Consider the following 22,632-nt stretch of genomic DNA (forward strand, 5'->3'; position numbering starts at 1 on the left):
ATGCAGCTCGGACTCATCGGTCTCGGCAAGATGGGCGGCAACATGCGCGAGCGGATACGCCGCGCGGGACACACCGTCATCGGCTACGACCGCAATCCGGACCTCGCCGACGTGCACAGCCTCGCCGAACTCGTCGGCAAGCTCGAAGGGCCCCGCGTGGTCTGGGTGATGGTGCCGGCGGGCGCTCCCACCCAGTCCGTCATCGATGAACTCGGCGGCCTGCTGGAGGCCGGCGACACCGTCGTGGACGGCGGCAACTCCCGCTGGACGGACGACGAGAAGCACGCCGAGGAGCTGGCGGCCAAGGGCATCGGCTTCGTCGACGCCGGTGTCTCGGGCGGTGTGTGGGGCCTGGAGAACGGCTACGCGCTGATGGTCGGCGGCGACGCCGAGAACATCGAGAAGGTGCGGCCGGTCTTCGACGCGCTCAAGCCGGAGGGCGACTTCGGCTTCGTTCACGCCGGCAAGGTGGGCGCGGGCCACTTCTCCAAGATGGTCCACAACGGCATCGAGTACGCCATGATGCAGGCGTACGCCGAGGGCTGGGAGCTCCTGGAGAAGGTCGACTCGGTCACCGACGTACGAGAGGTGTTCCGCTCTTGGCAGGAGGGCACGGTCATCCGTTCCTGGCTGCTCGACCTCGCGGTCAACGCCCTGGACGGCGACGAGCACCTGGACAAGCTGCGCGGCCACGCGGAGGACTCGGGCGAGGGCCGCTGGACCGTCGAGGCGGCCATCGACAACGCCGTTCCGCTGCCCGCCATCACGGCGTCCCTCTTCGCCCGCTTCGCGTCCCGCCAGGACGACTCGCCGCAGATGAAGATGATCGCGGCGCTGCGCAACCAGTTCGGCGGCCACGCCGTCGAGTCGGCGAAGTAGGAGGGACCATGGGCGATCTCATCCTGGTCCGCCACGGGGAGACCGAGTGGACGCTGACGGGACAGCACACCAGCTGGACCGACCTTCCGCTCACCCGGCACGGCGAGGAGCAGGCCGAGTCCCTCGCGCCGTTCTTCGCCGGGCGGTCCTTCGCCCAGGTCCTCACCAGTCCCCTCGGCCGCGCGGTCCGGACAGCCGAGCTCGCGGGTCTGTCCGGCGCGCGGACCGACCCCGATCTGCACGAGTGGGACTACGGCGGCTACGAGGGAATCACCACCATCGCCATCCACCGGGCCCGGCCCGGCTGGGTGCTGTGGGACGACGGGGTGCCGCCCGGCCCGGACGGCCACCCCGGCGAATCGCCTCGCGAGGTGGGCGTGCGAGCCGACCGGGTGCTCTCCCGGGTGGACGCCGCGCTCTGCAACCACCCCGGTGACGTGGTGCTGGTGGCGCACGCGCACTTCCTGCGGGTGCTCACGGCCCGGCGGCTGGGGCTGCCGCCCGAGTCGGGGCGGCTGTTCCAGCTCTCGACCGGGACCGTCAGCAGGCTCTCCACCGAGCACGGCGATCCCGTGATCGCCGCCTGGAATCAACCGGGAACTTCCGTCACGGTCCACTAGTTTCCACGGTGCCGCTGTAGAAACCGAAGAGTCCTCCGGTCCGCCCGCTCGGGCGGACCGGGCTCTTGACCACCTATGGAGTTCTCATGGCCCTGTGGGACCGCATCAAGGAGTCCGCGTCGACGATGCAGACCCAGCTCGTGGCGAAGAAGAACGATCTCAAGAGCGGCGCCTTCCGCGACGCGAGCATGGCGATGTGCGCCCTGGTCGCGGCGGCGGACGGCACGATCGACCCGTCCGAGCGGCAGCGCGTGGCCCAGCTCATCGCCACGAACGAGGTCCTCCAGAACTTCGACGCCACGGACCTGCAGCGCCGTTTCGACGACAACCTGAACAAGCTGACGGCCGACTTCGCCTTCGGCAAGGTCAGCGTTCTGCAGGAGATCGCCAAGGCGAAGAAGAAGCCCGCCGAGGCGCGCGCGGTCATCCAGATCGGCATCGTCATCGGCGGCGCCGACGGCGACTTCGACAAGACCGAGCAGGCCGTCGTGCGTGAGGCGTGCTTCACGCTGGACCTGCCGCCGCACGAGTTCGACCTCTAGGGCTTGTCCTCCGGGCCCGGTCGGCTCAGCGCCCCGGCCGCCCCTCCGCGCGCTGCGCGGCGAGGCGCACCGGGGCGTTCTGCGCTCCGTACCCCCGGTATCCGCCGTCCCGCTGGACGAGTTCGAAGAAGACACGGCCGACGGTCCGCGTGTAGCAGTGCCGGAACTCCCCTTCCCCGTCGCGGTCGTAGAGAATGCCGAACTCGCGGTACACCGCCAGCTCCTCGTCGCCGAGCCCGTACCGGGCGGCCAGGTCGTCGTAGTAGTTGGCGGGTACCGCCAGCAGCAGGCCGCCGGCCGCGCGAAAGCGCCGGGCGGCCTGGATCACGTCATGGGTGGCGAGGGCGATGTGCTGGGGACGGGCGCCGTCGTCCGTGGGCGCGGGGCCGACGCCGAGGGCGATCCGGACGCTTCCGTCGTCGTTGGTGACCGCGCGGCTGCGGTGCAGGCCGTAGGGGTCGGCGACGTCGACGCTCTCCTGGGCGCCCAGTCCGAGGACGGCGCGGTGGAACAGGGCGGCCTCGTCGAACTGGTGCCAGGGCTGGGTGAGCGCCAGATGGTCGATCCGGGTCACGCAGGAGGCGCCCGGCTCCCCCTCGGCGGGTTCGTCGTGGGGCACCCGTTCCACAGGCTCGAAGTCGTCCGTCCAGATCGGGAGTTCGCCGCGGGCGGGGGAAGTTCCGCCCTCCGCCGGCGCCGAGGGCCGGGGAGAGGCGCAGAAGAAGAGTTCGGTGCCGTCGGGCGCGGCGACCGCGTCGAGGGGCGCGTCCTCCAGGGCGCGGCGGCGCGGCAGGACGGGAGCGAGGAGGGATTCGGCGCGCCGGGCCGCGGCAGCGGGGTCGGGCGACTCCAGGCCGATCGCGGCGAGAGCGGTGCCGCCGTGCCGGGCGGCCGGTCCGGTGTTGACGAGGACGCGGGCCTCGCCCTGTTCCCAGAGGTCGACGGGCTTGCTGCGGTGCCGGGACGTACGGGCGAAACCGAGGGCGCCGAGGAGCGTGGCGACGGGGACGACATCGGGTGTGACGAGTTCGGCGAAGGCGACGCCGGTCGGCACGACGGGAGCGGGCGGTGCCGCGAGCCCGGCCGCCTCGCGCAGCAGGGGCCGGACCGTCTCCTGGAGGACGAGCAGGGAACGGCGGGCGTCGACGGCGGTCGGACCGGCCTCGGCCTGCCGGAAGACGTCGTTGAAGACCTCTAGGGACAGGGGCCCGTCGTAACCGGCGCGCAGGACGTGGGCGAGCAGTCCCGCGAGGTCGAAGCCGCCCTGGCCGGGAAAGCAGCGGTAGTGACGGCTCCACTGGAGCACGTCCATCGCCATCAGCGGGGCGTCGGCCAGCTGCAGGAAGAAGATCTTGTCCCCGGGGATGTCCTCGATCCCCTTGGGGTCCGATCCGCGGGCGAGGATGTGGAAGCTGTCCAGGCAGGTGCCGAGAGCGGGGTGTCCGGCCGCCTCGACGATGCTCCAGGCGTGGTCGTACGTGCTCACGTGCCGGCCCCAGGCGAGCGCCTCGTACGCGACCTTGACGCCGAAGTCCTCGGCGAGGACGGCCAGCCGGCGCAGTTGCTCCGCCGCGAGCGCGTCGTCGTCCACGGCGTGCGGCGAGACGCTGGAGCACACCAGCACGGTGTCGGCACCGAGGCGGCGCATGAGCTCGAACTTGTGGCGTGCCCGGCGCAGAGAGCGGGTGAACTCCTCCTCCGCGACGGCCTCGATGTCGCGCATCGGCTGGTAGAGGTCGATGCGCAGGCCGAGGTCGGCGGTGCGGGCCCGGATCTCCTCGGGGGTGAGGGGGCTGGCGAGCAGGTCGTTCTCGAAGATCTCCACTCCGTCGAAGCCCGCCCGGGCGGCGGCGGTGAGCTTCTCGGTCAGGGAGCCGCTGAGGGACACGGTGGCGATGGACGTACGCATGGCGGTGCTCCTTCGGTCTGTTCGTCCAGGACGTGTCCGGTCGGACAGGTCCCAGTGCCTCCCCCGCGCGACGCCCTCAGTTCCGGGCACCCGCGGCGCCGGCCAGCTCGGCGATGTCCGCGAGCATCCGTGCCGTGTCGGGCTCGCGCCCCGTGAACAGCCGGAAGGCGTCCGCGGCCTGGAAGGCGGCCATTCCGGCGCCGTCGAGCGTGGCGCAGGCCGCCGCGCGGGCGGTGCGCAGCAGTTCGGTCTCCAGCGGCCGGTAGACCACTTCGGCCACCCACAGTCCAGGGCGCAGCAGCGCGGCGGGGAAGGGGAGGCCCGGGTGCGCGGCCATGCCGGTGGGGGTGGCGTGCACGACGCCGTCGGCGCCGGCGAGCAGGGGCGCGAGTGTGTCCGGTGCCGCCGCGGCGGCCCGGCCCTCGCCGAAGTGGCCGTTCAGCGCGGTGGCGAGGGAGCCGGCGCGGTCGGGCACGGCGTCGACGACGGTGACGTGTCCCGCGCCCAGGGTGAGCACGGCGTGGGCGACGGCCGCCCCCGCGCCGCCCGCGCCGAGCTGGACGACCCGTTCCAGAGGGACGTCGGGCAGTCCGCGCGCGAAGGAGGCCGCGAAACCGGTGACGTCCGTGTTGTGTCCCGTCGCGCGGCCGTCCTCGAAGACGACGGTGTTGACCGCGCCGAGTGCGGCGGCCTGCGGAGCGAGATCGTCGAGATGCGGGATGACGAGCTGTTTGCAGGGGTGCGTGATGTTCAGCCCGTCGAAGCCGACGTCGCGTGCGGCCCGTACGAGATCGCCGACGGCCTCCGGCGGAACGCCGAGGGTGTCGATGTCGATCAGCCGGTACAGACAGCGCAGCCCCTGCCGGTCGGCCTCCCGCTGGTGCAGGGCGGGGCTGAGGGAGGGGCCGATTCCGGAGCCGATGAGGCCGATGAGGTACGAGGTCTGGGACACGGCGGGCCTCCGGAGGCGTGGGGTCGGCGGGTAAGCGGTGACCGACCGGCCGACACTAATGTACGAACTGGTTCGTTAGTCATATCAAGCCGCCTCCCCGAAGGGAAGAGCCGCCCCGGCGAAGGCACGCGGGGACGCCCTCGCGATCTCCCCCGGGCCCGCCCTGCTTCTAGAATCGCGGACACCGACCGTCTCGCCCGAAGGAACCCGATGACCAGCGTCGAAGAACCGGCACGACCTGGCGGGCGCATCCGCGACGCCGCCCGCACCAAGGCCGAGATTCTCGACGTGGCGACCCAGGAGTTCTCCCGCGCCGGTTTCGCGGGTGCCCGGGTCGACGAGATCGCCGCCCGCACCAGCACCACGAAGCGGATGATCTACTACTACTTCGGCGGCAAGGAGCAGCTCTTCACGGCGGTCCTGGAGCGCGCCTACTCGGTGATCCGGCAGGCCGAACAGGAGCTGGACGTCGAGCACCTGGACCCGGTCGCGGCCATCCGCCGGCTCGCCGAGCTGACCTTCGACCACCATGAGGCGCACCCCGACTTCATCCGCCTGGTGAGCATCGAGAACATCCACGAGGCCGAACACATCGCGGACTCCGAGGCGCTGGGCAGGATCGGCTCGCCCGCGCTCGACGTGATCCGCCGGATCCTGGCGACCGGGAGGAAGTCGGGCCTGTTCACCGCCGACGTCGACGCCGTGGACCTGCACGCGATGATCAGCGCCTTCTGCTTCTTCCGCGTCTCCAACCGGCATACGTTCGGCGCCCTGTTCGGCCGCGACCTGACCGCCCCCGACCAGCGGGAGCACTACCGCTCGATGCTCGGCGACATGGTCATCGCCTATCTGACCGCGGACCGCGCGGCGGACTGAGCACGGGAACATCCTTCGGCGCGACCCCTTGACACCCGGGTGACCTGGGCGCAGCATCCGTAGCCATCCACTACTAACTATCCAGTGGGTTAATTAACCACGGGGCCGGGGACCGGCCACCGTCACACCGCCGTCCGGGCTCTCTCCGGCACGGCGGTGGTGCCGCGGTCCGCCCCTCGGGGTCACGGCACCGGCCCCGCGCCCCGCCGCACTCCCGTCCCCGGAGTCACCCGAAGGAGCAAGCCGTGTCCGAACCCGCAGCCCCCCTCGACGCGCCAGCCGGCCAGCCCAGGAAGGCCGCCATGGCCGCCTGGATCGGCAGCGCCCTGGAGTACTACGACTTCTTCATCTACGGCAGCGCCGCGGCCCTCATCTTCCCGAAGGTCTTCTTCGACGAGTCCGACCCGGCCACCGCGACCCTCCAGTCGCTCGCCACCTTCGGCGTCGCCTACGCGGCCCGCCCGGTCGGTGCACTCTTCCTCGGCCACTTCGGCGACCGGCTCGGCCGCAAGAAGATCATGGTCTTCACGCTGATCCTCATGGGGCTGTCGACGTTCCTCATCGGCTGTCTGCCGACCCGCGCCCAGGTCGGCGGCATCGCCCCGGTCCTGCTCGTCCTGTGCCGCGTCCTTCAGGGCATCTCCGCGGCCGGCGAACAGGCCGGAGCCAACTCGATGACGCTGGAGCACGCACCGCCGGAACGGCGCGGCTTCTTCACCAGTTTCACCCTCAGCGGCACCCAGGGCGGCCAGCTCATCGCGACCCTGGTCTTCCTGGCGGTCGCCACGATGCCCGAGGACCAACTGCTCTCCTGGGGCTGGCGCGTGCCCTTCTGGGCGAGCGTCGCCGTCGCCGGGGTCGGCTATGTCATCCGCCGCACGCTCCAGGAGACTCCGGCCTTCACCCGGCAGGCGGAGACCGAAGGAGTCGTCGGACTGCCCCTCGCCGTGCTGTTCCGCGAGCACTGGGCGGACGTGCTGCGCGTGGTCGCGGGTGCGCTCATCGCCTCGGTCAGCACGATCTTCACGGTGTGGGCGCTGGCCTACGGCACCAGTGACGCGGTCGGCCTCTCCCGGACACAGATGTTGTGGGTCGGCGCGCTGGCCAACCTGGTGGCCCTCGGCGCGATTCCCGCCTGGGCCACGCTCTCCGACCGCATCGGCCGCCGCCCGGTGTACCTGATCGGCGCAGCGGGCAGCGCGGGCCTGATGTTCGCCTACCTGTGGGCCATCTCCACCGGCTCCTACCCCCTGGTCCTGCTCTTCGGCATCCTCGCCTTCGGCGTCGTCTACAGCGCCGCGAACGGTGTCTGGCCCTCCTTCTACGGAGAGATGTTCTCCACGCGCGTCCGGCTCTCCGGCACGGCGATAGGCACCCAGATCGGCTTCGCCGTGGCCGGGTTCGCCGTCACCTTCGCCGCGCAGATCGCCGGTCCCGACGGCGACGACTGGTCCTCGGTCGCGCTGTTCACCGCGGCGCTGTGCGTGCCGCCGGTGCTCGCCGTGCTCACCGCCCGCGAGACCCACAAGGTGCCGACCGAGCGGCTCGGCGGGGACGCGGCGGGCGACGCGGTTCGGCGTGAGGCCGTGACCGCCTGACCAGCGGCCTCACTCGAAACGAGCCGCACCCATCGCTGATCGGATCCCCTTCCACGCCTCGCCGGGGTTCTGAGCGGTGACGGAGCCGAAGCCCTTTGAGGACCTCCGAAGAGCGGAGGTCCTCAAAGCCGGGCGGTTACTGCGGACGGAGGCTCGACCCCCGGGTCTGGCCGCCGGAGGCCGGCTTGAGCTGGACCCAGCCGGCGGTGCTGGGTACGCCCTCCTCATTGAGGAGGAAGAGCATGTAGTAGCCGGGCGGGGCGGCATTGGCGGACGGGGGTGCCTGCAGTTCGAGGAAGCTGCCGCTGCGGCTCTTGATCCGCAGGTCGAGGTGGCGCTGGCTGGTGTTGACCGAGTGGGTCGCGGTGGTCGGTGCCAGCAGGACTGCGCGGGTGACGTCGGCGGCGGTGTTGCTGCTCACCGTGATCTTCTCGTTGTATCCGACGGACGGGTTGAACACGGTGCCGAGGTGGGGGCGGCTGCCCTGCTGGAGGTAGGCCGGCTCGTAGATCTCGATACTGCCGTTCATGTCGTCGCTGACGTCGGGGTCGTTGGCGAGCTGCTGGAGCTCGTCACCGGTGACCATCACCCGGCCGTCCGGAAGCACCACGGCGTTGGAGTGGTAGCCGCGCGGCAGCCGCTGGGCCGGGCCGAGCTTCCAGTTGCCGTTCTCGTCGCGCAGTTCGATCTGGCGGTACTTCAGATCCGCGTTGGGGTTGTACGGGCCGTTGCCGTAGTCGCGGATGTCGAAGGCGCCGTTGACGGTCATCAGGGTCGCGTCCGGCATGAGCAGGGTGTCGTCCTGGGTACGGCCGAAGGCTCTCGCCTTCTCCTTGCTCCACTGGCCGCCGACCAGCTGATAGGTGTTCGGGTCGTCCCGGTCCCCGCCGAGCACCAGCACCGAGTCCGGGCCCTTGAAGCCGGCGGGTAGCGGCACGGCGGACCCGTAGTTGCGCGGCATGTTGTCCGGGCGGGGTGCCAGGTCCGTCCGGGTCTCGGCGGCGGGGTCGAACTTCCACTGCTGGTCGGGGTTCCGGCCCAGGCCGTAGATCTTGCCGTCACGCAGCGAGAAGAGGTGCGGGTAGTCACGCTTGAACGGGGCGTCGGCCTTGAACAGTTCCGGCGCCCAGCCCTCCGGCTTGTCCGTCTTGGCCGTGGGCACGGGCTTGTTCAGGGCGGGGAAGCGCTCGACGATCGAGGTGGGGGTGCCCCAGCCGAGCTCCGACTGGCCGGACATGATCAGCTGCCGCCCGTCCGCGCCGGTCACCACCGACGGGTACCACCGGCCGACCACCATGTCCTGGTTCTGGTACCACTTCTCCTCCCACGGGTCGAAGACGAGGGAGAGCTTGGCGCCGGAACCGCCGTTGCCGCCGAGGTTGCCGCCGAAGACGCCGAGCATTCCGTTGGGCAGGAAGGAATGACCGGCACAGAAGAACGGCGCGGGCCGGGGCTGGTTGAGCCCGTCCGGCATGTTGATCACGGGCGGCGTGACTTTGGTGAACGAGCCCGGGCCGGTGCCCTTGGCCGGATCCCACAGGTACGCGCGGCCCGCGTTCTCCTTGCCGATGGTGTCGGTCGGGGCGGGTTCCTTCTGAGGGTTGCTCTCGATGCGCTCGAAGGAGAACAGCAGCACCTTGCCGGTGGGCAGCATGGCGATGTGCGCGGCGAAGTCCGGCGACTGGAAGTACTCCCGGAACCGGCCGGAATCCATCGCGTCGAAGTCCGCGTTGACCTTGGCCTGGGAAGCCCCGAGCGCCTTGAGTCGCTCGGTGCGGGTGGACTGCGGGTACTCGCCGACGGCCTTGATGGCCTTCCTGGTCATGGCGTGTTCCTCGGCGTGTTCCTTGCCGATGACTTTCGCCTCGTCCGGGTCGGCCTGCGCCCGGCCGGCCGGGTGGCCGTCACCGCCGGACTCGTGGGCGACGGCCGGGCCGGAGGACAGCACGGCGAGTGTCAGCGCGGAGACGGCACACGCGGAGATCGCCGCGGACCGCATCCTTCTGGACGACGGCCCGGGCAGGTTCCTACGGGACATGGGACTCCTTGCGAGAGAGGCAGGGCGCGCAGCGGTGGCGTCGCGGCCGCGCCGTGTCACCGACCCGATGACGAGCACATGACGTGAGCACATGACGCGAGCACATGACTACTCACAGTGTTCATGCCCTGATCGTCCGCTGTCGCGCGATGCCGGGCGGGCGGGTGATCTTCCGGCGGCCGAACGAGTCAGAACCCGTGCAGGACTGGGATTTTGCGTCACGGCGCATGCCTGCCGACGGGCCCGTCCGGCGACACCCCCACGCCTTCGTCGATCACATGACGTAGCGTCTCGATTACTGTGATCATTTCATGGCATATGCGTCTGTCAAGGAGAAAACGTGAGAGAAGAGCCCAAACTTCGCGAGAGTGACGACATCCAGGGCGATGTGATCGCGGGCTTCAAGAAGGACCGTATGACACTGCTCTTCCTCAAGTTCGAGGACCCCGCGCGGGCTCGTACCTGGGTGAAGCGGCTCGCATCCCAGATCTCCACCACCAGGCAGGTGGCCACCTTCAACGCGGCGTTCCGCATGGCCAGGCAGGCCACCGGCGGCGACGACCCGAAGGCGCTGAAGGCCACCTGGACGAACGTCAGCTTCACCTACGAGGGCCTCAAGGTCCTCATCGGCGGCAAGGACCCCCTGCCCTCGGTACGGAAGGGCGGCACTCTGGAGGCGTTCAAGGAGGGGTCCCACAAGCGCTCGCTGGGCGACACCGGCGACAGCTCACCCGAGAACTGGCTGTTCGGGGACGGCAAGGGCCAGACCGTGCACGCCGTGATCACCGTCGCCTCCGACACCGCCGACGGGCTCCAGGACGCGTTGACCGCCCAGCGCGAGGCAGCCGCGCAGGCCAAGATCGTGATCGTCTTCCAGCAGAACGGCGCCACGCTGCCGGGCACCCGCCGCGGAAAGGAACACTTCGGTTTCAAGGACGGGGTCAGCGAGCCGGGAGTGATCGGTTTCGACGAGCCCGACCCGGAGCGGCCGGAGTACGTCAAGGACCACCCGGGCACCCGGCTGATCCCGCCCGGTGAGTTCGTCGTCGGGCACGACCGGGTCGGCGGGATTCCGTACGACGAGATGCCGGAGTGGGCCGACAACGGCAGCTTCCAGGTGGTGCGCCGGCTCGCTCAGGACGTCCCGGGCTGGTGGGCGCAGGTCGCCGCGCAGCTGAAGGTTCTGAGGAAGGCCAAAGTGGTGCCGGACGAGGCGACCGCCGAATGGCTGGCCGCCCGGCTGGTGGGCCGTTGGCGCTCGGGCACTCCCGTCGCCAAGTGTCCGCACGCCGACACGCCCGACAACGCCCTCGCGAGCCAGGACAACGACTTCGGCTACCGCAACGACCCGGAGGGGTTCACCACCCCGCTCTTCTCGCACCTGCGCAAGACCAATCCCCGGGACGGCCTGCAGGAGAAGCCCGGCGCGGGCCCGCTCCCCGAGAAGCCGGTCATGGACCGACGCCGGATCATCCGCCGCGGCACCCCCTACGGTGCGCCCTTCGACCCTGCCTCGGACGGCCCTGGCGGCCCCGACCACCCGCGCGGGCTGGTCTTCGTCTGCTACCAGTCCGACCTCGTCGAGCAGTTCGAGTTCATCCAGAAGATGTGGATCGACAACGTCGACTTCCCGCCGAACCGCCCCGCGAAGCCCGGCCCCGACCCGATGGTCGGCCTCACCGGCAAGGTCAACTTCGAGAGCCCCGACGCGACGACCGAGCTGAGCTTCCATCAGTTCGTCACCACCGAGGGCTCGGTCTACGCCTTCGTCCCCTCGCTCACCACACTGCGACTGCTGGGCGACGGCCGCCTCACCGACAAGCTCCCGGAGACCGTCCGGCCGACCGACGCCTTCCTCCCGATTCCCGACCGCCAGCGGGACAACGGCAAGAGCTGGTACTGGGCCTACGGGACCGGTGGCGACGGACCGGTCTGCCGCACCATCTCCATCGCCGACGGCGACGAGCACAAGGACGTCGTCGAGCGCTCCGACCGGCCCCTGGCCACCTGGCCGTGCTACATCGGCGTGTCGAAGGTGGACGCGATCCTGCCGGTGCCGGACGAGCAGCGCGTCAACGGCCGGAGCCGGTACTGGCTGTTCCACACCGTTGAAGGCCGCCAGGTCTACCGGCTGATCTCGATCGCGGACGGAGCGGAGTCCGGACTCGACCCCGAGGCGGCAGGCTCCGTCGACCGGCCCGACCGGCCGATCTCGGCCTGGGCCTCGTTCAACGGAATCGAGCAGGTGGACGCTTTCCTGCCGGTGCCCGACATGCAGCGCCAGAACGGGAAGAGCCACTACTGGCTCTTCCACTCCTCCCTGGGGCAGCAGGTCTACCGGCTGATCTCGATCGCCGACGGCTCCGCGCACACCGACGTCATCGAGCGCGGCGACCGTTCGCTCGGTCTGTGGCAGTCGCTGGCCGGCGTCTCCCGCGTGGACGAGTTCCTCGCCGTGCCGGACATGCAGCGCATCAACGGGCTGAGCCTGTTCTGGGTGTTCCACCAGCAGAAATACCGGATCATCTGCATCGCCGACGGCCACGGGCACAACGACCAGGTTGCGGTCGAGGACCGCTCGATCACGCTGTGGAAGTCCCTGACCGGCTGAGGCCCGCCGGTGGTGCGGGCGTCCCGGATGACCGGGCCGTCCGGACAGCGGGCCACTCCCGGGACGGGGCCTGTCCAGCCCGAAGACCGTGCGTCTGCGGCACCCTTGGGTCGTGGTTCCGCGCACCCCGGCCGGATTCAGGGACGGCCGGGGTGCGCGGAACCCTCGTCGACCGCGGCCGCCGGAGCACCGGGCATGCCGTCCGGCGGGCCGACTCAGTGCGTCACGGCCTGGGCGCCGGGGAACGTCTCAGCGCCCGGGAATCCCGTAGGCCCGCTCCACGCGCAGCCGCAGGACGAGCCGGCCGTCGCGGACCATGGCGGCACGGTATTCGTCCCAGTCGGGGTGTTCGCCGAGGACGTCCCGGTAGACCCGGATGAGCTCCTCGACCGTCTCGTCGTGGGGATCCCCGGCGACGGGCGTCAGCTCGGCCGTGCCCTCGACGACCGTGTACGCCCACCGGTCCGCGCTGGTCACGTGGTACGAGGCCCGCGGGTCCCGGCGCAGATTGCGGGTCTTGGCGCGGTCGTCGGTGAGCGAGACGCGGATGACCCCCTCGTCGGGGTAATAGAAGTGGCTGACGTTCGACAACTGGGGCCGGCCGTCCTTCTTGAGGGTGACGAGCACCCCGCCCTTGTACTCGGAGAGCAGCTTCAGCAATGCGTCCTGCGCCGTGTCCGGCGTCGCGCTCTTGGTCGCTTCCTCAGTCATATCAGGGTCAACGCTCCGGATCCGGTACGTCATTCCGGGCCGGCGGTCTTCCCCCGCCCCCCTCGTCATCCCACCGTGCGGCCAGTCTCGTAGACAGTGTCTACTTCCACCTGGTAGACAGTGTCTATGAGCGAGCTGGAAACCACCACCGGACTGCGGACGCGCCTGATCGACGTCGGAGTCGATCTCGTGACCGCGGAGGGCGCGCAGGCGCTGACGCTGCGGGAGATCGCCCGCCGGGCGGGGGTCTCGCACGGCGCCCCGCGCCGCTACTTCCCGACCCACCTGGAGCTGCTGTCCGCCATCGCGCGCCGCGGCTTCACCGACCTCCAGGCCCGGACGACGGAGGCTGATGGTGACGGCGGGGGCGACCCCCGTGCCCGGCTCACGACCCTGGCGAAGACCTACCTGGACTTCGCGCTGTCCCAGCGTGGCATGTACGAATTGATGTTCCGTCACGATCTCCTGGAAAGCAACGAGTTGGGGCTCCGCGAGACGAGCCTGCCGCTGTTCGGGACGCTGGTCGACCTTGTCGGCCGGGTGCGTCCGGAGGCCGACGCCCGCATCCTCGCGGGTGCCCTGTGGGCGAACCTGCACGGCATCGCCCAGTTGTGGGGCTGGGGAAGCCTGAAACTCACCACGGGCGCCCACGACTTCGTACCCCTCCTGCACGCGGCACTCGACGCGCACCTCGGACCGGAGGAGCGGTGAACGTGCCCGGTTCGCAGTCCGCCGCCCGCCGCACCACCCCGGCGAACGCGCACCGCCGGATCACCCTCGCGAGCAGCGTCGTCGGCGCCGTGATCGTCGCCCTCGACGGCACGGTCCTCACCGTCGCGCAGCCCGCGCTCCAGGACGACCTGCACGCCTCGTTCGCGCAGGTCCAGTGGACCAGCACCGGGTATCTCATCGCGGTGGCGGGCCTGCTGGTGTTCGCGGGACGCCTCGGCGACCGTTACGGGCACCAACGGATCTTCGCCCTCGGCATCCTGGGCTTCGGGGCGGCGTCCGCCGGAATCGGTCTCGCGCCCGGGATCGGCTGGGTGATCGCGCTGCGGGTCGCCCAGGGTGTCTTCGGCGCGCTGCTGCAACCGGCCACGCTCGGCATGCTGCGCGCCGCGTACCCGCCCGACCGGCTCGGGACGCCCATCGCGCTGCGGGCGAGCGCCATCGGGATCGCCGCGGCCGCGGGTCCGCTGCTCGGCGGCGCGCTGGTCGGCCACTTCGGATGGCGGTCCGTCTTCTTCCTCAACGTGCCGCCCGCGCTGGCGATGGGCGCGGCCGCGCTCGGTGTCCGGGCGCCCGCCGATCCGGAGAGGAGAGCGGTCCGCCCGCCGGCGGCCGACGGCCTCGACGCGCCGGGAGCCTGCCTGCTCACCGTCGCACTGGTCGCCCTGGTGCACACCCTGGTCGCCGTACCCGAAACCGGCTGGACTGCGGCGAGGGTGGCCGGAGCTGCCCTGGTGGCCGCCGCCGGCACCGCGTTCGTACGCCGGCAGCGCCGGGCCGCGAACCCCTTGGTGCCGCCGGAGATCCTCGGCTCGGCGACCATCGGCGCGGCGCTCGGCATCCTGGTGACCGTGTCCGCCTCGCTGCTCGGCACCCTGTTCGTCGCCAGCTACTTCCTCCAGCGCACCCTGGGTCTCGACCCGCAGGAGACCGGCCTGCGGGCGCTGCCCGCCGGAGTGATGATGGTGCTCGGGGCTCCCCTCGCCGCCGTCCTCATGCGCAGGATCGGCCCGCGGCGGACCGCCGTGGCCGGAGCGCTCGTCCTCACGCTCGGCGTCCTGCTCCTGGGCCGGCTCGGACCGGCGTCCACCGCCCTGCCCGTCGCCTGCGGCTTCCTGCTGCTGGGTGCCGGTTTCGTGACGGTGATGGTGACGACGACGGCGGTCGCCGTGCGGCACGCCCCCGCGGCGTCGGCCGGCGTGGCGGGCGGACTGCAGCAGACGGCGATGAACATCGGACCCACGCTGGGGATCGCGGTGGCGGCCACGCTGATGTCTCTGACGCCCGGCGCCGCCGTCGGCGCCCCGCTGACCGCGCTCGCGCTCTTCTCCTCGGCGGGAACCCTGCTCGCCCTGAGGCTTCCGGGGCACAAGGACACCGTGGGGGCCGTCCGGGCAAGCCCGCGCGGCGCGCCACCAGCCCGTTTGGGACGATGAGGGACACGAGCCGCGGTCCGCGAAGGAGAGCCATGGGACATCTGCGACAGGAAGTCGAGCCGGGATCCGTCGGCCTCGATCCCGAGGCTCTGGACCGGCTCGACCGGCACTTCGCCGCTCTGGTCGACGACGGCAGGCTCCCCGGCTTCCTGGTCGCCGTCTCCCGGCACGGGCAGGTCGCCCACCTCACCACGTACGGCCGGCGCGACCGTGCGGCGGAACTCCCGGTGGAGAGCGACACCTTGTGGCGGATCTACTCCATGACCAAGCCGGTCACCTCGGTCGCCGCGCTCATGCTGCTCGAAGAGGGCCGCCTCGGACTCGACGACCCGGTGGCCGGCTTCCTTCCCGCCTTCGCCGAACCACGGGTGTACGTCGGCGGGTCCGGACCGGACACGACGACCCGGCCTGCCCGACAGCCGATCCTGATCCGCCACCTGCTCACCCACACCGCGGGCCTGACCTTCGGCTTCTACCACGCGCACCCCGTCGACGGGCTCTACCGGGACGCGGGTGTGGAGTCCTCGGTGGCTCCGGACGCCGACCTGGCCGAGACCTGTGAGGTGTACGCCGGGCTGCCGCTCCAGTTCGAGCCGGGCACACAGTGGAACTACTCGGTGGCCACCAATGTCCTCGGCCGTGTCATCGAGGTGGTGTCCGGCCAGGACCTCGACGTCTTCCTCCACCGGCGCGTCCTCGGGCCGCTCGGGATGACCGACGCCGGCTTCCAGGTCACGGACGAACAGGCGGGCAGACTGGCCGAGTTGTACGGCGAGGACGACGACGGGGAACTCACCCCGATCGCCGGTCTCCCGCTGCGCGGCCGGCCCCGCTTCCTGTCCGGCAGCGGGGGGATGGTCGCCACGGCCCACGACTACCACCGCTTCATGGAGATGCTCCGGCGCCGCGGCGAACTCGACGGAACCCGTCTGCTGCGCCCCGGGACCGTGGACCTGATGGCGGCCAACCAGCTGCCCGGCAACGCCGACCGGTGCTCCTTCGGCAGCCCGGTCCACCAGGAACCCGGCAACGCCGGCCTCGGTTTCGGCCTGGGCCTCTCGGTCGTGGTGGACCCGGCCGTCACCCGGGCGCCTGCCGCCGAGGGCGCGTTCGGCTGGAGCGGGGTGGCCACCACGACCTTCTGGGTCGACCCGCGGCGCGACCTGACCGTGCAGTTCCTGAGCCAACTGCGCCCGAAGGGTTCACACTCGGTCTTCCCCGACCTCAAGCGGCTGGTGCACGAGGCGGTACGGCCCTGATCACCGCGGAGTCGTCCGGCGGGAGCGGTCCGGGGCCCTGATCCGGACCGCCCCGGGACCGCACGCCCGTCTTCCGTCATTCCTCTTCCGTCGTCCCGCTTCCGCCGGCCTCTTCGGTCATTCCTCGGTGACGACCGTCTTCGCCGACCCGGCGAAGATCGCCTTGGCCCACTCCTCGCCGTCCAGGTGGGGCAGGTAGTGGTCGAGGCGTTCCCGCTTGGTCAGCAGGTAGGTGAGGTTGTCCTCGCACGGCGGTATCAGGAGCGGCACCTGCTCGGCGACCTTGATGCCGTGGCGCAGCAGCGACTCACGCTTGCGCGGGTTGTTCGACAGGAGCCGCACGGACCGTACACCGAGGTCGTGCAGCATCTCCGCCGCCACCCGGTAGTCGCGGGCGTCCACCGGCAGGCCGAGGGCGACGTTCGCCTCGACGGTGTCGAGCCCCTCCGACTGGAGCTTCATCGCCTTGAGCTTGGCGAGCAGGCCGATGCCCCGGCCCTCGTGGCCGCGCAGGTAGACGAGGACGCCGCGGCCCTCGGCCGCGATGGCCTGCAGCGAGGCGGTGAGCTGGGGGCCGCACTCGCAGTGCTGCGATCCGAAGGAGTCGCCGGTGAGGCATTCGGAATGCAGCCGGGTCAGTACGTCCCCCTTTCCAAGGGTGTCCAAGTCGCCGTACACGAGGACGACTTGTTCCTCGCCGCGGTCGTGGTCGAGGTAGCCGACGGCGTGGAAATCGCCGTACACGGTGGGCAGCGGGGCAATCACGACTCGTTCGACACCTGTGAGGTGGGCATTCCCGCCGAGTACGCCAAAGTTATCTGTCATGATCTGGTTCCTAAGCAGAGTCGAAAGGGCCGTGAAAGATGAGTAGTTCGGGAACGCGCGTGATGGAGTCCGGTGTGCTGTCACTGGACACCACGGAGGATGTCCGCGAGCGGGGGGCCGGTGTCGCCCGCCAGGTCGCCGTCCTTCCCGTCGGGAGTCTCGAACAGCACGGCGCCTACCTGCCCCTGACGACCGACACACTGGTGGCGTGCGCCATCGCGCGGGAGATCGCGGCCGCCTATCCGGTGCATCTTCTTCCTCCGGTGACCATCTCGTGCTCGCACGAGCACGCGGCCTGGCCGGGTACCGTCAGCATTTCCGCCGTCACGCTGTACGCCGTCGTCCGGGACATCGCCGCTTCGTTGCGGCGATCGGGCGTCGACACCCTGGTCGTGGTCAACGGGCACGGGGGGAATTACGTTCTGGGCAATGTGGTCCAGGAATCCGCGGGCACCGGTACGCGCATGGCGCTTTTCCCCGCCATGGAGGACTGGGAAGGCACGTGTGAACGGGCCGGTGTGCAGACGTCGTTGCTCACGGATATGCACGCGGGAGAAATCGAGACCTCCATTCTCCTGCACGCCCATCCGGAATGCGTCAAAGACGGTTATGAGACCTCCGATTTCGTGGCCGACGACCGTCGGCATCTGCTCACTCTCGGCATGTCGGGCTATACCGAGTCCGGGGTCATCGGCCGTCCCTCGATGGCCGGCGCCGAGAAGGGGAAGGAACTCCTCGCCGGGCTGACCGAAGCCTTCGGGGCGTACTTCTCCTTGGTGACGTCCGAGACGCTGCACTGATCAGGCCCTCCCGCGCTCTCCTCCCGGGGGCGCCGGAGCGCGGCTCCCCACCGGACGACCAGGACCACGGCGCCGGGCAGGCTCGCCGCGAGGCTGAGCACGCCGTAGATCACCGCGACGGTCAGACCCGTGCCGGCGCCGAGCCCGGCGGCGCCGAACGCCCAGGCGGTGGCGCCCTCGCGGGGGCCCCAGCCGCCGACGTTCAGCGGCAGCCCCATGGCCAGCAGGGCCAGCAGGGCCAGCGGCGTCAGCCGGGCGACGGACGCGCCGGATCCGGCGGCCCGGGCCGCGAGCACGAACATCGCCAGATGACCGGCGAGCACCAGGACCGACGCGAGCGTCACGCCGGGCCAGCTGCGCCGGGCCAGCAGGGCACCCCGGGCCTCGACGAGTGCGCCGCGGACGGCTCCGTACCGTCCGGCGGCGGAAGAGGTCCGACGCCTGCGGACGACGCCGAAGGTCACCGCGCCGCACACCGAGACGAGCGCGAGGACCAGCGCGGCCTCGCGGGCCTGCGCGAGCACGGGTGACGGCTGGGTGAGCAGCACCACCGCTCCGACGGCCACCAGCACGGCCTGTCCCGCGGTGCGTTCCAGCACCACCGAGCGCACGCCCCGGCCGATGTCGCCGGCGCTCTGCCCGTGCCGTACCGCCCGGTGCACGTCGCCGAGGACCCCGCCGGGCAGCGCGGCGTTCAGGAACAGCGCGCGGTAGTAGTCCGCGACGGCCGCGCCCAGCGGGAGTTCGATGCGCAGCTCGCGCGCGACCAGGCACCACCGCCAGGCGCTGAACACCGTGGTGAGCAGCCCGATCGCCATCGCCACCGTCAGGGTGGTCCCGTCGATGCGCCGCAGCCCGTCCACGAACACCCCGGTACCCAGCCGCCAGAACAGCACTCCGAGGATGAGGACGCCGGCCGCGGCGCCGAAGTGCTTGCGCACCCGTCCGGACACGCGCCGGGCCCGGGGGGTTTCCTCGGCCGCCGGGCTCCCGGAGCCCTCGGCCGGGAGGGACCCCGGTCCCGTGCCCGTGGGGTCCGGCGCCCGTGAGGCGCCGGACTCCGCGGGGATGTTCAGGGGCGGGCCGTCGAGGTCCGGGGTCGCGGCCGCCGGGGCGGCGACCGGTCCCAGTGTCTCCAGGCCCGCGCTCACGCCGCACCCCCGACCGGGTGGGGCAGCGCCAGCACATCGCTGTGGTGGACGACGACCCGCAGCTCGCCCGCGGCGCACGCCGCCAGGCGCGACTCCAGATACGTCTCCGCCCGTCCGGCCAGCTCGGGGCGCTCCTCCACCGCCGCGGCGACCCAGCCGCGCAGCCACTCCGCGGTGAGGTCGGCCTCGTCACGGCCGAGCCGCCACGGGCTCGGATGCACCCGTACGGTCGCGCCGTAGCGGGCGAACGCCTCGCAGGCTTCGGTGACGGCGTCCGGGCCGAGCAGGTCGCCGCGCCGCTGGTGGGTGTTGAACGCCTCGGTGATCTCGGCGTCCAGCGGGTCGGCCGGGGTGATGTCGACCCGGCCGGCGACGGACAGCGTCAGCAGGGCGGGCACGCCCGCGCCGGCGCAGGCCGCCGCGAGCCGGTCGATCTCCTCGGCGGTGAGCACGTCGAGCAGCGCCGACGCGGTCACCAGGGAGGCGCCGGCCAGGGCGTCCGCCGTCAGCCGCCCGATGTCACCGCGCTGGGTGGTGACGCCGACGTGGCTGCCGTCGGCCGCCGCCTTGGGCGCCCCGACGGTGGCGAAGTGCAGCAGGTACGGGTCCCGGTCGTGCAGGATCCAGTGCTGGGCGCCGTCGAGCCGGGGTGCCAGCCAGCGGCCCATGGAGCCTGTGCCGCAGCCGAGGTCGTGGATGGCCAGGCCGCCGCGCACGGGCCGGTTGGCCAGCCGGATGCGCAGCGGGTCGAGGAGGTCGACCGCCCGCGCGGCGGCGTCGGCGGGCTCGCGCAGCTGGAGCCACTGGGGGGCGTAGCGCACCTCTTCGGCGTCAGGGTCCCCGACTCGCTGACCGGGCACGCCCGTCCTCACCTTCTCCTCGGGGATGCCGGAGTCCGGCCCGCTCGCGGGGGTCGTCGCGGTACTCACGCCGCCCTCCGGGGTTCCTGGGGCAGCCGGCCGAGCACACCGGCCAGGCTGCGCGCGGTGGTGGCCCAGCCGTCGAGCGCGGCACGGCGTCCGCGGGCGGCGGCCTTCAGCCGGCGCCGCACGTCGGCCTCGCCGAACCAGCCGCGCAGCTCGGCGGCGAGGGCCGCCGGGTCCTCCGGGGGTACGAGGATGCCGGGCACACCGCCGTCGGGGGCGCGTCCGACGGCCTCGGGCACACCGCCGACGTCCGTGGCGAGCACGGGGATGCCGCGGGCCAGGGCCTCGGTGACGGCCATGCCGTACGTCTCCGCGTACGAGGTGAGGACCATGAGGTCGGCCGCGGCGTAGCTGGCGTCGAGTTCGGCGCCGGCCTGGGGTCCGGCGAGGTGCAGCCGGTCGCCGAGGCCGTGCTGGGCGATCAGGGCGCGCAGATGGTCGACGTAGGCCGGGTCCTGGGCCAGACCGCCGACGCAGACGCAGCTCCAGGGCAGGTCGGTGACGGTGGCGAGGGCCTCGATGAGCCGGTGCTGGCCCTTGCGCGGGGTCACCGCGGCCACGCACAGCAGCCGCGAGACACCGTCGGTGCCGGAGGCGAGCGGTGCGATGTCGGCGCCGGGCGCGGCGGCGTGGACCCGGTCGGGGGCGAGGCCGTGGTGGGCGACGAGCCGGCGGACGGCCCATTCGCTGGTGGCGACGACGGCGGACACGGCCCGCAGGGTCGTACGTTCCAGGGCGTCCAGCTCGGCGGCCACGGCGGGCTCGAGTCCCGTCTCGTCGCCGAGCGGCAGGTGGACGAGGACGACGAGACGCAGCCGGTCGGCCTCGGGAGCGACGATCTCGGGGACTCCGCAGGCGACGATCCCGTCGAGGAGGACGACCGTGCCGTCGGGCAGGTCCGCCAGGGTCCGGGTGAGTTCCGTACGGGCGGCGGCACCGGGGCGGGGCCACTCGCCGGCGACGATGTGCCGCTCGACCTGCCAGCCGAAGCCGGGCAGGTCGAGGCAGAGCCGGCGGTCGTAGGCGTTGCCTCCGCTCGGCGTGGCCGGGTCGTCGACGCCGCCCGGCATCACGAAGTGCACGGTGCGCAGGGACATGGGGATGATCTCGGCGTTCTTGAGAGCCGCGTTCTGCACGGGCACGTAGTTCAGGGCGCCGGGTCCGGGGGCCGTGGCGGCACGCCCGGACGGCACGGATGCCTTGTCGAGGGTCACGTCGGTCACAGGGCACGCTCGTAACTCGCCCAGGCGATGTGCGACTCGTGGAGGGTGACGGTGATGCCGGTGAGGCCCTGGGCGCCCGCGCCCAGGGCTCCGGCGTGCACGCGGTCGGCGAGCCGGTCGGCGATGACCTTCGCCAGGAACTCGGTCGAGGTGTTGGTGTCCTTGAAGTCCGGCTCGCTGTCGAGGTTGCGGTAGTTCAACTCGCTCACGACGGCGCCGAGCTCCTGCGTGGCCAGTCCGATGTCGACGACGATGTTGTCGTCGTCCAGCTCGGGGCGACGGAAGGTGGCGTCCACCAGGAACGTCGCCCCGTGGAGGCGCTGCGCGGGTCCGAAGACCTCGCCACGGAAGCTGTGGGCGATCATCAGGTGATCGCGGACGGTGATGCTGAACAACGGACGACCCTCCAGGTGCGGTGCGTCTGATCCCCTGCCGGGATCACGTCGTGTAGTACGGCTGTCCGGTTCACCTTGTTCAGCCGCGTGTCGCCCTTTCTTCGGAGTCCGTAGAGGTCAGGCCGGTTCTCGTCGGCTCAAACCTCTTCGTAGGCGACTCGGTGGCACAGGGCGGGTATCGATCCGGAGGCCAGTTTCCCCATCACGTCCGGGAGTTCTCCGAAGGAGCACTCGCCGGTGATCAGGGCGTCGAAGGCCGGTTCGGCGAGAAGTTCGAGGGCGAGCGCCAGACGGTCCGCGTACGTCCTTCCGGCCCGGCCGGAGGGGGAAACGGAACCCACCTGGCTGCTGCGCAGGGTCAGCCGGCGGGAGTGGAAGGCCTCGCCGAGCGGCAGGGCGATCCGGCGGTCCCCGTACCAGCTCAGCTCGATGACGGTCCCCTCGTGGGCGAGCAGGCCGAGGGAGAGGTTGAGTCCGGCCTCGGTGGCGCTGGCGTGCACGACGAGGTCGAGTTCGCCCTCGGCCTCCTCGGGGAGCGCGAAATCGACGCCGAGCGCGCGGGCGACGGCACCGCGTGCCGGGTCGGCGTCGACGAGCTGGACGCGTACCCCGGGGAAGCGGGCGAGCAGCGCGGCGACCGAGCAGCCGACCATGCCGCCGCCGACCACGGCGATCCGGTCGCCGATGAGCGGGGCGGCGTCCCACAGGGCGTTCACCGCGGTCTCGACGGTGCCGGCGAGGATGGCGCGGGAGGCGGGCACCGACTCGGGTACGACGGTCACGGCGCTCACCGGCACGACGTACCGCGTCTGGTGCGGGTAGAGGCAGAAGACCGTCCGCCCGAGCAGATGCGCGGGTCCTTCCTCCACTTGGCCGACGCTCAGATAGCCGTATTTCACGGGTGCGGGGAAATCGCCGTCCTGGAACGGCGCGCGCATCGAGGCGTGCTGGTTCTCCGGGACTCCCCCGCGGAACACCAGGGTCTCGGTGCCCCTGCTGACTCCGGAGTAGAGCGTACGGACGAGTACCTCGCCCTGCGCGGGCGCGTTGAGGGTGACGTCACGGATCTCGCCGTGGCCCGGAGATGCGAGCCAGAAGGCGCGAGCTGTGAGTTCCATGAGCGTCCCCCTGAACGATTCCGCAGATCTTCAC

At 71.4% G+C, this 22,632-nt stretch carries 19 protein-coding genes and 1 pseudogene; 10 read left to right on the top strand and 10 right to left on the bottom strand.

The window, feature by feature from the left end:
• From gnd to OG780_RS08360, 3 genes are all read left to right on the top strand, one after another.
• Positions 1-879, top strand: coding sequence for a phosphogluconate dehydrogenase (NAD(+)-dependent, decarboxylating) (gnd, locus tag OG780_RS08350; protein WP_326784527.1), 879 nt, complete (start codon positions 1-3; stop codon positions 877-879).
• 8 nt (positions 880-887) lie between these two features.
• On the top strand, positions 888-1,499 hold the full coding sequence (locus OG780_RS08355; protein ID WP_328446199.1) for a histidine phosphatase family protein: 612 nt from the start codon (positions 888-890) through the stop codon (positions 1,497-1,499).
• Positions 1,500-1,585: 86 nt separating this feature from the next.
• The gene (locus OG780_RS08360) at positions 1,586-2,041 is read left to right on the top strand and encodes a tellurite resistance TerB family protein (RefSeq protein WP_326784529.1); all 456 of its coding nucleotides are present in this window, start codon (positions 1,586-1,588) and stop codon (positions 2,039-2,041) included.
• 25 nt (positions 2,042-2,066) lie between these two features.
• Here the strand turns inward: OG780_RS08360 and OG780_RS08365 are convergent, their stop codons facing one another.
• Positions 2,067-3,950: a bifunctional sugar phosphate isomerase/epimerase/4-hydroxyphenylpyruvate dioxygenase family protein gene (locus OG780_RS08365; protein WP_328446201.1), complete on the bottom strand. Its 1,884-nt coding sequence runs from the start codon at positions 3,948-3,950 to the stop codon at positions 2,067-2,069.
• A 76-nt stretch (positions 3,951-4,026) separates the two neighbouring features.
• A complete protein-coding gene (locus tag OG780_RS08370) occupies positions 4,027-4,902 on the bottom strand; it encodes a shikimate dehydrogenase (RefSeq protein ID WP_328446203.1) in 876 nt (291 codons plus the stop codon).
• A 210-nt stretch (positions 4,903-5,112) separates the two neighbouring features.
• Between OG780_RS08370 and OG780_RS08375 the strand changes: the two genes are divergently transcribed.
• Positions 5,113-5,778 carry a TetR family transcriptional regulator gene (locus OG780_RS08375; protein WP_328446205.1) on the top strand — a complete coding sequence of 222 codons (666 nt, stop codon included), beginning with the start codon at positions 5,113-5,115 and terminating at the stop codon, positions 5,776-5,778.
• Positions 5,779-6,023: 245 nt separating this feature from the next.
• Positions 6,024-7,376 (top strand): MFS transporter, encoded by a 1,353-nt coding sequence (locus OG780_RS08380; protein WP_443062130.1) that lies wholly within the window; start codon positions 6,024-6,026, stop codon positions 7,374-7,376.
• Between the two features lie 136 nt (positions 7,377-7,512).
• Here the strand turns inward: OG780_RS08380 and OG780_RS08385 are convergent, their stop codons facing one another.
• Positions 7,513-9,414: a galactose oxidase early set domain-containing protein gene (locus OG780_RS08385; protein WP_328446207.1), complete on the bottom strand. Its 1,902-nt coding sequence runs from the start codon at positions 9,412-9,414 to the stop codon at positions 7,513-7,515.
• A 340-nt stretch (positions 9,415-9,754) separates the two neighbouring features.
• Here OG780_RS08385 and OG780_RS08390 point away from each other — a divergent pair, with 340 nt between their 5' ends.
• On the top strand, positions 9,755-12,025 hold the full coding sequence (locus tag OG780_RS08390) for a Dyp-type peroxidase (protein WP_328446209.1): 2,271 nt from the start codon (positions 9,755-9,757) through the stop codon (positions 12,023-12,025).
• 249 nt (positions 12,026-12,274) lie between these two features.
• On the opposite strand, the gene OG780_RS08395 is transcribed toward OG780_RS08390, so the two are convergent.
• The gene (locus OG780_RS08395) at positions 12,275-12,736 is read right to left on the bottom strand and encodes a PPOX class F420-dependent oxidoreductase (protein WP_328446211.1); all 462 of its coding nucleotides are present in this window, start codon (positions 12,734-12,736) and stop codon (positions 12,275-12,277) included.
• Between the two features lie 126 nt (positions 12,737-12,862).
• On the opposite strand from OG780_RS08395, the gene OG780_RS08400 reads away from it, so the two are divergent.
• The 3 genes from OG780_RS08400 to OG780_RS08410 are packed head-to-tail and all read left to right on the top strand — an operon-like array spanning position 12,863 to position 16,160.
• Positions 12,863-13,447, top strand: a complete 585-nt coding sequence (locus OG780_RS08400; RefSeq protein WP_328446213.1) for a TetR/AcrR family transcriptional regulator — start codon at positions 12,863-12,865, stop codon at positions 13,445-13,447.
• Complete coding sequence (locus tag OG780_RS08405) at positions 13,444-14,901, top strand: MFS transporter (protein ID WP_443062131.1); 1,458 nt, start codon at positions 13,444-13,446, stop codon at positions 14,899-14,901. Before OG780_RS08400 ends, OG780_RS08405 begins: the two co-directional genes overlap by 4 nt.
• 32 nt (positions 14,902-14,933) lie before the next feature.
• The gene (locus OG780_RS08410; protein WP_328446217.1) at positions 14,934-16,160 is read left to right on the top strand and encodes a serine hydrolase domain-containing protein; all 1,227 of its coding nucleotides are present in this window, start codon (positions 14,934-14,936) and stop codon (positions 16,158-16,160) included.
• A gap of 117 nt (positions 16,161-16,277) precedes the next feature.
• Here the strand turns inward: OG780_RS08410 and ribA are convergent, their stop codons facing one another.
• Positions 16,278-16,985: a GTP cyclohydrolase II gene (ribA, locus tag OG780_RS08415; RefSeq protein ID WP_328446219.1), complete on the bottom strand. Its 708-nt coding sequence runs from the start codon at positions 16,983-16,985 to the stop codon at positions 16,278-16,280.
• A 38-nt stretch (positions 16,986-17,023) separates the two neighbouring features.
• Here ribA and OG780_RS08420 point away from each other — a divergent pair, with 38 nt between their 5' ends.
• Positions 17,024-17,785, top strand: coding sequence for a creatininase family protein (locus tag OG780_RS08420; RefSeq protein WP_328446221.1), 762 nt, complete (start codon positions 17,024-17,026; stop codon positions 17,783-17,785).
• A gap of 137 nt (positions 17,786-17,922) precedes the next feature.
• Here OG780_RS08420 and OG780_RS08425 read toward each other — a convergent pair.
• The 5 genes and pseudogenes from OG780_RS08425 to OG780_RS08445 all read right to left on the bottom strand — a co-directional run.
• Positions 17,923-19,014, bottom strand: a pseudogene (locus OG780_RS08425) (lysylphosphatidylglycerol synthase transmembrane domain-containing protein); the annotation flags it as partial.
• Positions 18,933-19,865 carry a class I SAM-dependent methyltransferase gene (locus OG780_RS08430; protein ID WP_443062132.1) on the bottom strand — a complete coding sequence of 311 codons (933 nt, stop codon included), beginning with the start codon at positions 19,863-19,865 and terminating at the stop codon, positions 18,933-18,935. The pseudogene OG780_RS08425 and the gene OG780_RS08430, both read right to left, overlap by 82 nt.
• Positions 19,862-21,085, bottom strand: a complete 1,224-nt coding sequence (locus OG780_RS08435; protein WP_443062133.1) for a glycosyltransferase family 4 protein — start codon at positions 21,083-21,085, stop codon at positions 19,862-19,864. Before OG780_RS08435 ends, OG780_RS08430 begins: the two co-directional genes overlap by 4 nt.
• Positions 21,082-21,480, bottom strand: coding sequence for a 6-pyruvoyl trahydropterin synthase family protein (locus OG780_RS08440; RefSeq protein WP_328446223.1), 399 nt, complete (start codon positions 21,478-21,480; stop codon positions 21,082-21,084). The genes OG780_RS08435 and OG780_RS08440 overlap by 4 nt, the downstream gene beginning before the upstream one ends.
• Before the next feature lie 137 nt (positions 21,481-21,617).
• Positions 21,618-22,598 carry a zinc-dependent alcohol dehydrogenase gene (locus tag OG780_RS08445; protein WP_328446225.1) on the bottom strand — a complete coding sequence of 327 codons (981 nt, stop codon included), beginning with the start codon at positions 22,596-22,598 and terminating at the stop codon, positions 21,618-21,620.
• Positions 22,599-22,632: the final 34 nt, after the last annotated feature.

The organism is Streptomyces sp. NBC_00386 (assembly GCF_036063235.1).
GTDB lineage: Bacteria > Actinomycetota > Actinomycetes > Streptomycetales > Streptomycetaceae > Streptomyces.